Here is an 11,905-nt window from a genome sequence, read left to right on the forward strand (position 1 = left end):
CCACGAGGCGGCCGGGCGGCGTGCTGCGGCCGGACCTCGCCCCGCGCTCGGGTCAGCAGGCGCGCAGGAACCGGTCGAGCACCCGGACGCCGAAGCGCAGCGACTCGACCGGCACGCGCTCGTCGATGCCGTGGAAGAGCGCGGCGAAGTCGAGGTCCGGCGGCAGGCGCAGCGGCGAGAAGCCGAAGCAGCGGATGCTCAGGCGCTCGAAGCTCTTGGCGTCGGTGCCGCCGCTCATCGTGAAGGGCACCGGACGCGCGCCGCCGTCCTCGGCCTTCAGGGCGGAGACCATCTGCTCGACGAGCGGTCCGTCGAAGGTCGTCTCGACGGCCTGGTCGTGGACGATCCAGTCGCGCTGCACGCCCTCGCCGATCAGCGCGGCGAGTTCGCGCTCGAACACCTCCTGCTGGCCGTGCAGGAAGCGGCCGTCGACGGTGGCCGTCGCGGTGCCGGGGACGACGTTGGCCTTGTAGCCGGCGGTGAGCATGGTCGGGTTGGCGGTGTTGCGCAGCGCCGCGCCGATCATCCGGCTGATGCTGCCGAGCCGGGCCAGCGCGTGCTCGGGGTCGTCGGCGTCGATCTCGATGCCGTACGCGTCGCTGACCGCGTCGAGGAAGGCGCGCATCGGCGGGGTGAGCACGGTGGGGAAGCGGTGGTTGCCGATGCGGGCGACGGCCTGGCACAGCCGGGTGACGGCGTTGTCGTCGTGCACGAAGGAGCCGTGGCCGGGCTTGCCGCCGGCGGTCAGCCGCATCCAGGCCAGGCCCTTCTCGGCGGTCTGCACGAGGTAGAGGCGCAGGTCGTCGCGGACGGTGATGCTGAAACCGCCGACCTCGCTGATCGCCTCGCTGCAGTCGCCGACCAGGTCGGGGTGCTCGTCGACCAGCCAGCGGGCACCGAGCTTCCCGCCGGCCTCCTCGTCGGCGAGGAAGGCCAGCACGACGTCGCGCGGCGGCTTGATGCCGGTGCGGGCCCAGTCGCGGACCAGCGCCAGCGTCATGGCGTCCATGTCCTTCATGTCGACGGCGCCGCGGCCCCAGATGTAGCCGTCGCGCTCCTCCCCGGAGAAGGGGTGGACGCTCCACTCGGCAGGGTCGGCGGGGACGACGTCGAGGTGCCCGTGGATCAGGAGGGCCGGCCGGCTGGGGTCGGCACCCTCGACGCGGGCGACCAGGCTGGCCCTCCCCCGTTCCGACTCGTGGATCTCGCCGTCGATCCCGACCTCGCCCAGCTTGCCGGCGACCCACTCGGCGGCTGCCCGCTCCCCCCTGCCGGTGGCCGTGTCGCCGGTGTTGGTCGTGTCGATGCGGATGAGGTCGGAGAGCAGCTCGGCGACCTCCGCCTGCGCGCGGGCCAGCGGCTGCTCCGTCGCTGCGATCGGGCCGGAGGTCGGGTCCACCATGCCGCCGATCGTGCCACCCAGCCTGTCCCGACCCCGCCGACGCCTCGGTTATGCTGGCTCCCGACGCCCCTCGGGGCGGTCACCTCGTCCGGGTGGCGGAATGGCAGACGCGCTAGCTTGAGGTGCTAGTGCCCGTATAGGGCGTGGGGGTTCAAGTCCCCCCTCGGACACTCCTCCGCCCCGGTGTCCCTGCAGGTCAGGAACCCGGGGTGCTCCGTAACGGCCTCGAAGGGCCTCGTGATTCCCGCCGTGATACTTCGCGCGCCGGTTCAGCCCTCGAGAAGCGCGGCGAAGCGGTCAGCCGCCTCGCGCCCCATGCCGGGGTGCACGTGCTGGTGGACGGTAAGCGCGATGGTCGCGCTCGCGTGGCCGAGGCGCTCCGAGACGACCTTCACCGGCATGCCGTCGGCCAGCAGCAAGGTGGCGTGCGTGTGCCGGAGGTCGTGCAGCCGGATCACCGGCAGCCGCTCCTCCCCCAGGGCCGTCCGCGCCCGGACGACCTGACCGGAGAATCGGCGGGAGAACCGCTCGGGGTGCCGATGGGTGCCGTCCACGTTGCTGAGCACGAGCGCCGAGTCACGCACGAGGTCGAGCCCGAGCAGGCCACGAGCTGCCCGGTAGGCGCGGTGCGCGGCCACAGTGCCCGCGTCCAAGTCGACGACACGTGACCGGCCCGTCTTGGTCGGGCCCTCGACCAGGCGTTCGCCGGCGCCCTTGGTCTTCCCCACGCCGATGCTGCGTCGGACCGCGAGGCGGCCGGCGTCCAGGTCGACGTCGCGCCAGCGCAGAGCCAGCGCCTCGCCGCGGCGCATCCCGGTGGCTGGCCAGCAGCCGGGCCAGCAGCGCGTCCAGGCCGAGGGCGCGCCACATCCCGTCCAGCGCCCACGTGGCACCCAGCGGCCGGGCGGAGACGAACGCCAGCTCCGGTGCCGCCGCGGTTGCGGTGGCGCGCAGCGCGGCGGCCGGGTCGAGCAGCCGGCTCAGCGAGGCGATCAACCAGCCGGCGAGGATCGGCCTTCAGATCACCCCACTCGTAGTGGTTCACGAAACTGGTCGGCGTGATCTGGGCCCGCGTCGAGATGGCTCGCAGGCCGGCCTGCTCGTCGATGGACAGCGGCCGGTCGATGGCCGCGAACTCGTAGTACTGGCACTCGCTCATCGCGACCGGTCCCTGTGCTGTCGGGCTGAGAGATCGACAGTGGGCTTCAGAGTGTCCGCCGACAACCCGTGTGCCTCCAGCCGCAAGGCCGGGGTGTCCGGTCGTCCCCGGTGTGAAGCACCGTGTCGATCAGGTCCGCAACCGTGTGCGTCTGTAGCGAGTCGCCCCTCGGACACGGCGGCGATGTCCCGAGACACCGTTTCCGGTGCCTCGGGACATCATTCATCCAGGGGCCGCCGGGGTCAGCGCAGCACGGTGACCGGCGCGGGGTCCATGTCGTCGAACGACTGGTTCTCCCCCGCCATCGCCCACACGAACGAGTAGGCCGCAGTGCCGACTCCGGAGTGCACCGACCAGGACGGCGAGATGACCGCCTGCCGGTCGGCGGTGACCAGATGCCGCGTCTCGGTCGGCTCCCCGAGCAGGTGGATCACCCGAGCGTCCTCTGGCACGTCGAAGTACAGGTAGCACTCGGTGCGCCGGTCGTGCGTGTGGGCGGGCATCGTGTTCCACATCGACCCCGGGTGCAGCTCGGTCACGCCCATCATGATCTGGCAGGACCGGATGCCGTGTTCGTGGATGTACTGGTTCAGCGACCGCCGGTTGCTGGTCAGCTGGTCGCCGAGCTCGCGCACCGTGCCCTCTCCCTTGAGCACGAGTTGCGTCGGGCAGGTGGTGTGCGCCGGGGCGCTGAACAGGTAGAACTGCGCACCCGCCTCGCTCTCGGCGAAGCCGTCCGCGGGGGGTGCGTCGGCGAACACGACGTCCCTGGTGCCCCGGCCGATGTACAGGCACGCCCCCTTGGGCAGCGTGTACGTCTGCCCGTCGGCGGTCACGGTTCCCGTGCCGCCGACGTTGACGATCCCGAGCTCCCGGTTGGCCAGAGAGTACTCCGCCCGCAGCTCGTCGAACGTCAGCAACGGCAGCTGCTTGCCCGCGGGGACGGCGCCGCCGAGCACGATCCGGTCGTGGTGGGTGTACACGGCGGTCACCTCGCCAGGCACGAACACTCGTTCCACCAGGTACCGCGCCCGCAGGTCGTCGGTGTCGAACTGCGGGAGCTGGTCAGGGGTCGTCGCGTATCGCTGTTCCACGGTGCTCTTCTCCGATGTCTCGAGGGGCGCGGTGAGTGGGTGGGGCCGGTCAGCGGACCAGCCAGCCGCCGTCGACCGGGATGACGGCGCCGTTCAGGTAGTCCGACGCCGGCGACGCCAGGAAGACGAGCGGGCCGCGCATGTCGTCGGGAGTGCCCCAGCGGCCGGCGGGGATCCGGTCCAGGATCGACTTCTCCCGGGCCTCGTCGGCCCGGATCGGCGCGGTGTTGTCGGTGGCCATGTAGCCCGGGGCGATCGCGTTCACGTTCACGCCGTGGGCGGCCAGCTCGTTCGCGAAGGACTTCGTGATCCCCGCGACCGCGTGCTTGCTGGCCGTGTAGCCCGGCACCAGGATGCCGCCCTGGAACGACAGCATCGACGCGATGTTGATGATCTTGCCTTCGCCCTGGGCCACGAACCGCCGGGCCGCGGCCTGCGACAGGTGGAAGACGGCGTCCAGGTTGACCGTCAGCACGTCGCGCCAGTCCGACGCCGAGTGCTCCAGCACCGGTGCCCGCCGGATGATCCCGGCGTTGTTGACCAGGACGTCGATCCGCCCGAGCGCGTCCACCACCGACTGGACCGACTCGTCCAGCTCCTCCGGGGTAGCCGCGCCCAGGTCCTGCTCGACGTGGTGGGCCCGCCGGCCGAGCGCCTTCACCTTGTCGGCGGTCTCGTGCGCCGGGGCCCGGTTGAGCAGCGCGACGTCGGCCCCCGCCTCGGCCAGCGCCAGCGCGGCCCCCTGACCCAGCCCGCGCGACGAACCCGTCACCAGGGCGACCTTCCCGTCCAGTCGGAACAGGTCGGCACTCATCAGCTCTCCTCCATCGGGACGGACGTCGTCGTGCGGACCCGGGGCCGTGGGCCCGGGCAGCGGTCACGGCTCAGATGTACGTGCGCAGGTACTCGGCCAGGCACAGGATCGCCATGGCCTGCCCGTAGGGCATCGAGGTGAGCGGGATCTCCCGATAGAAGTCCAGGTCCGACCCCATGCCGGTACCGAACGAGACCTGGTGCAGCTCGCCGTCGTCCGAGATGTTGGCGGTGACCCCGCGGACCGCCTTCTCGGCCACCTCGGTGTACCGGTCCGCCAGATACCCCTTGCGGACCGCTTTGAGGATCCCGTAGGCGAAACCGGCCGTCGCCGATGCCTCCACGTAGGACGACGGGTCGTCGAGCAGCGTGTGCCACAGCCCCGAGTCGTCCTGCAGCCCGGCCAGGGCCGCCACCTGGGCGTCGAGCACCTCGATCAGGAACCGGCGGACCGGGTCGGACTCCGGCAGGTCCACCAGCTCGAGGAAGTCGGGGATCACCATGGTGAGCCACGAGTTGCCGCGCGCCCACCGGGCCTCGGCGAAGTTGTGGTTGCCGTCGAACGTCCAGCCGTGGAACCACAGGCCCGTCCTCCGGTCCATGAGGTAGGCGACGTGGGTGAGGAACTGGAACGTGGCCTCGCGGACGTAGTGCGGCCGGTCGAGCAGCAGACCGATCTTGGTCAGCGGCAGGACGGTCATCATGAGCGTGTCGTCCCACATCTGGTGGTGGTTCTCCTCGGCAAGCGTGATGTGCTGCATGCCGCCGTGCGGGGTGCGCGGCATCGCCCGCATCGCCCACTCGGCCCACGAGTCCAGCCACGGCAGGAGGGTCCGGTCGCCCGTTTCCTCGTACCGGTGGGCCAGCGTCAGGAACGGCGCCATCGTGTTGACGTTCTTCGTGGTCCCCTCGGCCAGCCGCGCGGTGAACCAGGCGTCGATGATGTCGCGGACCTCCGGATCGCCGGTCTGGTCGTAGTACTGCCACATCCCGTAGAGGCCGACCCCGTGGGTCCACTCCCAGCCCGCCCAGCCCTTGGTGTCGATGACCCGGCCGTCGTCGAGCCGGAGGAGGAACTCACCCGTCTCGTCCGTGATGCCGACCAGGTTGTCCGTCATTCGGCGGACCAGCTGCTGGAGCTCGCCGCGCGGGACGAAGCGCTCGGGCGCCCGCAGCAGCGGACTGTGCTTCACCGGCCACACCGGCTGGGTCATCGGGGTCGTGTCCGTCATGACCTGTCTCCGTCGAAGGTGGTAGCGCTGCTGGGGGAGGTACGTGGGCTGGGCGTGGCATCCGGCAGCCGACCGGATCGATCGGCTGCCGGATGCCAGGGCCCGCTGCCTGCCCGCCTACGCGATCACGCAGCCACGCGGGCCCGGTGTCCAGCCTCCGCCGGCGTCTCGAGCTCGGCGAGCGACATGCCCGTCGTCTCCTTGGTGAGGAGGGCGGCGAGGGCGGCGACGGTGCAGATGCCGAGGGTGGTCAGGCCGATGACCATCGGGACGTCGGTCGACCCGGGGGGAGCGATCGCGGCGAAGATGCTCGGGAAGAACGAGGCGAGCATCAGGCCGACGTTCTGGGACACCGCGAACCCGGTCACCCGGATGCGCATCGGGAACTGCTCCTGGAAGAAGGTGGCGAAGGTGGCGTTCCACATCTGGAACAGCAGGCCCTGGACGACGACGACGCCCACGAAGACCAGGAACAGGTTCCCCTGCTCGATGGCCCACAGGTAGGCCCAGGACAGCAGGCCGCCGCCGATCCCGCCGACGACCATGAGCGTCCGCCGGCCGATCCGGTCGGACAGGGCGCCGAAGAACGGGATGGTGAGCACGGCCGTCACGTTGGCGACGAGGGTCAGCCAGAGAGCGGTGCTGGTGTCGAAGCCGATGCCGTAGCCCTCCTGCGTCGCGTAGGCCACGCCGAAGACCAGGGTCGCCATGCCGATCACGTTCGTGAAGGTCATGAGGACGCAGCGCAGCATGACCCAGGGGTGGGTGCGCAGGAGCTCGAGGAAGGGGAGCTGGCGCTTCGCCATCACCTCGTCGGACTTGGCGAGGTAGGCCGGGGGCTCCTGCACGCGGCGACGGATGATGTAGCCCGCCAGGATCACGAAGGCGCTCAGCAGGAACGGGATGCGCCATCCCCAGGTCTGGAACTGGTCGTCGTCGAGCGCAGCGGCGAGCGGCAGCATGGCGCCCGTGGCGAGGATCGAGCCGAACTGCGTGCCCTGGAGGCTGAAGCTCGCGAAGAAGCCGCGCCGGGCATCCGGGGAGTGCTCGACGATCATCGCGCCGGCACCGCCGAGCTCGCCCGCGACCGCAAAGCCCTGAACGAGGCGCAGCAGCACCAGGAGCGCGGGTGCGAGGACACCGACCTGCGCGTACGTGGGCAGCAGGCCCACCGCAAGGGTCGCCACGCCCATCATCAGCATGGCGAGGACGAGGACGTTCTTCCGGCCGTGCCGGTCCCCGTACGCGCCCAGGACGATCGCGCCGACCGGACGGGCGACGTAGCCCACGGCGTAGGTCGCGAGCGAGGCGATGAGGGCGACGGTGGAGTTCCCGCTCGGGAAGAAGACGACGGGGAACACGAGCGCCGCGGCCTGCGAGTACAGCGCGAAGTCGTAGTACTCCAGCGCACTCCCGATCCAGCCGCTCATCGCGGCCTTCTTCGGGTCGCGCTTGCCGAAGGTGCCCTCGGCGGCGAGGCCGCCGGGTGGTGTGGTGGTGGTCATCCGTCCATCTCTCTCGTCCGGGGGTGACGAGGGCCGGGGCCGGTCCCTCGGGATGGTGCTGGGGGTCTCGATCGCCGTTCAGCGGGTGGCGGACCCGGTCACCGTTGCTCCCCTCGGGGCACGGCCGCCGCGGCCCGGACGGCCTGGGCGGTGAGCTCGGTGACGGTGGGAAAGTCGCCGGCCTCCACGAGATCGGGCCGGACCATCCAGGACCCGCCGACGGCGGGCACCGTGGGCAGCGACAGGTAGTCGGGGAGGTCCACCGGCGAGATGCCGCCGGTCGGGACGAACCGCACCCCCGGGAACGGGGCGGCGAGCGCCTTGAGCGTCGCGACGCCGCCGTACTGGGCGGCCGGGAAGAACTTCATCGTGTCGATGCCGAGATCGAGCGCCGCGATGACCTCGGTCGGCGTCACGACGCCCGGCAGCACGTCGACGCCCCGCTCGCGGGCCCGTGCCACGACGGTCGCGCTGAGGCCGGGGCTGACGACGAACCGGGCGCCGGCGTCGGCCGCCCGGTCGACCTGCTCGCCCCGGACCACCGTGCCGGCGCCGACCACCAGCTCGGGGTGCTCGGCCATCCGCCGGATGGCCTCGGACGCCGCGGGGGTGCGGAAGGTGACCTCCGCGACGCGCAGCCCGCCGGCCACCAGCGCCTCGGCCAGACCCTCGGCGCGGCCCGCGTCGGACAGGACGACGACGGGGACGAGGCGTGCGCAGAGGTAGTCGGCGAGATCGGCCACGGCAGCCTCATTTCGATCGCTGAAACGTTCCAATGCGATGTGCGAGACGAGGGTGGCATGACGACCGTCACATCCGCAAGACCTTGTGTCACTGAGCAGAACGCTTCGTTGCGTTGACTGAAACGGGATGCGAGACTCTGCCCATGGCTGAACCCCCTCGCATCGAGGCCGTGGACCGTGCGGTCCGGCTCCTCGTCGCCCTCGCCGAGGCCGGTCCCGACGGAGCCGCCCTGGGCGATCTCGCCGACACGGTGGGCGTCAACAAGTCCACGGCGTACCGCGCGCTGACGACGCTGCGCGGGCACGCCTTCGCGATGCAGTCCGAGAGCACCGGCCGCTACCGGCTAGGGCCGTCGGCGATCGCGCTGGGGGATGTCTTCTGGGGCTCGGACAACCTGCCCGTCGCCGTGCACCCCGCGCTGGTCGCGCTCTCCCGCGAGGTCGGCGAGCTGGTGCACCTCGGCGTGATGGCCGACGACCAGGTGCTCTACGTGGACAAGGTCGAGCCCGAACGGGCAATCCGGGTCTGGTCGTCCGTGGGCCAGCGGGCGCCCGCCGCGACCACGTCCATGGGCCGGGCGCTGCTCGCGGCCGGCAACGTCCCGGACGACCATCTCGGGATCTACCTGCGCGCCGTCCCCGCGGACCGCGCGGTGACCTGGGAGCACCTCCAGGACGTCGTCCACGAGGCGCGCTCGCGCGGGTACGCCACCGAGATCGAGGAGAACGAGCCCGGCGTCGCCTGCATCGGCATGGCGATCCTCCGCGGGAACCGGACGGTCGGCGCCCTGTCGATCACCTCGCTGGCCGACCGCATGACGCCGGGCCGTCAGAGGGAACTGGCGGCGGTGATCCGCGGCGTCGTGGGCCCGCTCCTCCCCGAGGGACTCGTCCTCGCCGGGCCGGCTGGCGCTTTCGACGGGGACGCCGGGGACGCCGGCCGCATCGACGGGCACCCGCTCGACGCGGCCGTGAGCCGGTGACCGGGGGAAGGGTGCAGCGGCCCTACGTCGTGACGCTGGGCGAGACGATGGCGCTGATCCGGGCCGATCAGCCGGGTCCCCTGGCGCACGCTCCGGCGCTCGGCCTGGGCATCGGGGGTGCCGAGTCGAACGTCGCGATCGGGCTGGCTCGCCTGGGCACCGACGTCGCCTGGTGCGGCCGGGTCGGGGACGACGCGCTCGGCGTCCTGGTGCGGCGGGAGATCCGGGCCGAGGGGGTGCGGACCCACGTGCGGGTAGATGCCGACGCGCCGACCGGGCTGATGATCAAGGAGCGGCGTACCCCCGCGACGCAGAAGGTGGCCTACTACCGCGCCGGCAGCGCCGGCAGCCGGCTGGCGCCCGACGACGTCCCGGCAGATCTCGTCGAGGATGCGACGCTGCTGCACGTCAGCGGCATCACTGCGGCCCTCTCCCCCTCGGCGCGGGCGACCCTGCTCGACGCGGTCGACCGGGCCCGGTCCGCCGCGGTGGCCGTGTCCTTCGACGTCAACCACCGGTCGAGCCTGTGGTCGGACGAGGAGTCCGGCGCCTTCGCGCGCGACCTGCTGGAGCGGGTGGACGTCGTCTTCGCGGGTGAGGACGAGGCCGCGCTCGTCGTCGGACCGCACCGGCGTGCCGAGGACGCCGCTGCCGAGCTGGCCGGCCTCGGGCCCTCGGAGGTCGTGGTCAAGCGCGGCGCCCAGGGTGCCCTGTCGCTGGTCGACGGCGCGGTCCACACCGCACCGGCCGTCCCCGTCGCGGTGGTCGACACCGTCGGGGCCGGGGACGCCTTCGTGGCCGGGTACCTCGCCGAGCGCGTCGCGGGCGGTTCGCCGGCCGAGCGGCTGGCGCTGGCGGTCACGACCGGGGCATTCGCGTGCCTGACCGCCGGCGACTGGGAGGGCCTCCCCCGGCGCGAGGAGCTATCGCTGCTGACCGACCGGGAACCCGTCCGGCGCTGACGCCCATGAACGGTGAGCCGGCTGTGGCGGTCCAAGGCGTGTGCGTGAGTAGCGTGTCACCCCTCGGACACCAGTCGATGGACACCGCTCGTTCCGCGCTACACAGTTCCCCGTGTGAGCACCCATCGGTGCTCGAACTCGAGCGCCTCGGCGGCGATCTCGAAACCAGCGTCGTAGTGCAGGATCGTCACTCCGTGCTCAGCTGCCAGTACGGCCGTCACGAGGTCGACGATGCCGACCGCACGACCTGGTCCGGTGCGTCGTCATCAGGTCCGGCACGTCCACGGACCGGATCAAGGCGCGGACAGCAGCCCCACGGCCTGGAGAATCGCCGGCAGGACGACGAGGATGCTGCCCAGCACGGCGGGCCCGCCGCAGAACCCGATCAGCATCAGGCGCGCGCCCAGCCCGGCCCGGCGCGCGTACGAGGCCGCGAGGATGCCGAACCCGGTGGCCGCCAGCAGGAACGCGAGCAGGTAGCCGACGGCTGAGGCGTCGACCTGCTCGGCATCGCCGACGACGCCGGTCAGCATGACCACCGCCTGGGCGATGCTGCCGACGACGTACACCGCGAGGGTGGCGAGGGCAGCCCACAGCAAGGTGCCGACGATCCTGGGTGCCAGGAATCGGGATGAGCGGCTGACCGCCAGGAGGGCCACCGCCGCCCCCACCACCTTGAGCACTGCCACGAACCAGTTCACGACCGAGATGGCCGTCGCGTCGTCGGCGTACTGACCAACCCCGAAGTGGTCCGTGAGTTCGAACCAGACGCTGATCGCGGCGAACCCGGCGCACCACACGGCGACGAGGAGCCCGACAACGACCACCACCGGGCCGGCCGGGGTAAGCGGGTGTGGCTCGACGGTCGGCCTGGTCCCCGTCGTGTCCGTGATCTCGGGGATCCGCGTGGTCGCAGGGATCTCAGTCATGGGGCGCTCAGTGTGCGTGGGGATGGAGGGCGTCCGATCGCCTCGGGTCGAGCAGGTCGTCGACATCCACCGTGCCTGGCGACCGGGCAAGCCAGGAGTCGAACGTCGTGGTCCCCAACCGTGCGCACGGTCCCGGCAGGAGCACCTCTCCGGCCGCTTCCACGCCGAAGGGACCATCGCGCCAGCTCGGCACCAAGCGGGTGTGGTCCTGCCCCGTGGCGAGGATGCGCCGCGCCATGTCGACGAAGTCCTGCAGCTCCGGCCCCGCCAGATCCGGAGCCCAGCCGCGGGGCGGCCCGGTGACCAGCTCGGCCAGCACGGCGGCGACGTCCTGGACGGCCACTGGCTGGATCAGCAGCGGCGGGATGGTGGCGGCTCCATGGCTCCTCGTCCAGCTCACGACCATGGCGGGAAGCTCGAAGAACTGGGTGGTGCGCTGGATCGTCCACGGCACGGGTCCGCCCTGTACCAGGGTCTCCTGGCGCCGCTTGCCGTGGTAATGGCCGTTGCCCCGGATCCGGTCGAGCCCCACGATCGAGAGCACCACGTGGTGGCCGACGCCGGCGCGCTCCTCCGCCGCGAGCAGGTTGCAGGTGGCGCTCTCGAAGAAGCGCTCGGCCTCCGCCGGGTGGACCGCCACGGTGTTGGTCACGTCGACCACGGCATCGACGCCGTCCAGTGCATTCTCGAGGCCTGCTCCGGTAAGGAGGTCCACGCCCGTCGAGCGGGACACCGGGACGACGGCATGGCCCCGGTGCTCGAGGGCGCCGACCGTCGGCTCGCCGACCAGGCCCGTGGCTCCGACCACGGCTATCCGCATGGCACTCATCCCTTCCGAGCGGCTTCAGAGAGCGGGGTGACGACGCGCAGCTCAAGCGATTCCGGAGCTCCGGGCGGTGGCAGGTTCACGACGCGCGCCGGGATGCGCAGAGCCCGCCGTTGACACCCGCGGCGAGGGTCCGCGGGTCACCGGCCGGTGACCGGGTCGAACCCGATCACCTCCACACGGGGGACGAGGCAGCTCCCCCGGCTGTGACATCGGGAGGGACGCCTGGCCGGACGTCCGCCCGCCGGGACGGGTCG

General features: G+C 71.8%; 11 protein-coding genes and 1 tRNA gene. 3 read left to right on the plus strand and 9 right to left on the minus strand.

What is annotated here, in order from left to right; all coding sequences use genetic code 11:
- Nucleotides 1-52: 52 nt before the first annotated feature.
- On the minus strand, nt 53-1,402 hold the full coding sequence (locus tag OF117_RS07255) for a M20/M25/M40 family metallo-hydrolase (protein WP_263552145.1): 1,350 nt from the start codon (nt 1,400-1,402) through the stop codon (nt 53-55).
- Nucleotides 1,403-1,488: 86 nt separating this feature from the next.
- Here OF117_RS07255 and OF117_RS07260 point away from each other — a divergent pair.
- Nucleotides 1,489-1,572 (plus strand) — tRNA-Leu (locus tag OF117_RS07260).
- A gap of 99 nt (nt 1,573-1,671) precedes the next feature.
- On the opposite strand, the gene OF117_RS07265 is transcribed toward OF117_RS07260, so the two are convergent.
- The 6 genes from OF117_RS07265 to eda form a co-directional block, all read right to left on the minus strand.
- On the minus strand, nt 1,672-2,295 hold the full coding sequence (locus OF117_RS07265) for a site-specific integrase (RefSeq protein WP_263552146.1): 624 nt from the start codon (nt 2,293-2,295) through the stop codon (nt 1,672-1,674).
- Nucleotides 2,296-2,803: 508 nt separating this feature from the next.
- Nucleotides 2,804-3,655, minus strand: a complete 852-nt coding sequence (gene kduI, locus OF117_RS07270; protein WP_263552147.1) for a 5-dehydro-4-deoxy-D-glucuronate isomerase — start codon at nt 3,653-3,655, stop codon at nt 2,804-2,806.
- Nucleotides 3,656-3,704: 49 nt separating this feature from the next.
- Complete coding sequence (gene kduD / locus OF117_RS07275) at nt 3,705-4,469, minus strand: 2-dehydro-3-deoxy-D-gluconate 5-dehydrogenase KduD (RefSeq protein ID WP_263552148.1); 765 nt, start codon at nt 4,467-4,469, stop codon at nt 3,705-3,707.
- Nucleotides 4,470-4,539: 70 nt separating this feature from the next.
- Complete coding sequence (locus tag OF117_RS07280) at nt 4,540-5,700, minus strand: glycoside hydrolase family 105 protein (protein WP_263552149.1); 1,161 nt, start codon at nt 5,698-5,700, stop codon at nt 4,540-4,542.
- 125 nt (nt 5,701-5,825) lie between these two features.
- On the minus strand, nt 5,826-7,205 hold the full coding sequence (locus OF117_RS07285) for an MFS transporter (RefSeq protein ID WP_263552150.1): 1,380 nt from the start codon (nt 7,203-7,205) through the stop codon (nt 5,826-5,828).
- Nucleotides 7,206-7,303: 98 nt separating this feature from the next.
- The gene (gene eda / locus OF117_RS07290) at nt 7,304-7,948 is read right to left on the minus strand and encodes a bifunctional 4-hydroxy-2-oxoglutarate aldolase/2-dehydro-3-deoxy-phosphogluconate aldolase (protein ID WP_263552151.1); all 645 of its coding nucleotides are present in this window, start codon (nt 7,946-7,948) and stop codon (nt 7,304-7,306) included.
- 143 nt (nt 7,949-8,091) lie between these two features.
- Between eda and OF117_RS07295 the strand changes: the two genes are divergently transcribed.
- Together OF117_RS07295 and OF117_RS07300 are read left to right on the plus strand one after the other, a co-directional pair.
- Entirely contained in the window at nt 8,092-8,931 is an 840-nt protein-coding gene (locus tag OF117_RS07295) for an IclR family transcriptional regulator (RefSeq protein WP_263552152.1), read from the plus strand.
- Nucleotides 8,928-9,893: a sugar kinase gene (locus OF117_RS07300; RefSeq protein WP_263552153.1), complete on the plus strand. Its 966-nt coding sequence runs from the start codon at nt 8,928-8,930 to the stop codon at nt 9,891-9,893. Before OF117_RS07295 ends, OF117_RS07300 begins: the two co-directional genes overlap by 4 nt.
- 293 nt (nt 9,894-10,186) lie before the next feature.
- On the opposite strand, the gene OF117_RS07305 is transcribed toward OF117_RS07300, so the two are convergent.
- On the minus strand, nt 10,187-10,723 hold the full coding sequence (locus tag OF117_RS07305) for a hypothetical protein (protein WP_263552154.1): 537 nt from the start codon (nt 10,721-10,723) through the stop codon (nt 10,187-10,189).
- A 106-nt stretch (nt 10,724-10,829) separates the two neighbouring features.
- Nucleotides 10,830-11,651: an SDR family oxidoreductase gene (locus OF117_RS07310; protein ID WP_263552155.1), complete on the minus strand. Its 822-nt coding sequence runs from the start codon at nt 11,649-11,651 to the stop codon at nt 10,830-10,832.
- Nucleotides 11,652-11,905: the final 254 nt, after the last annotated feature.

The organism is Geodermatophilus sp. YIM 151500, assembly GCF_025716945.1.
GTDB lineage: Bacteria > Actinomycetota > Actinomycetes > Mycobacteriales > Geodermatophilaceae > YIM-151500.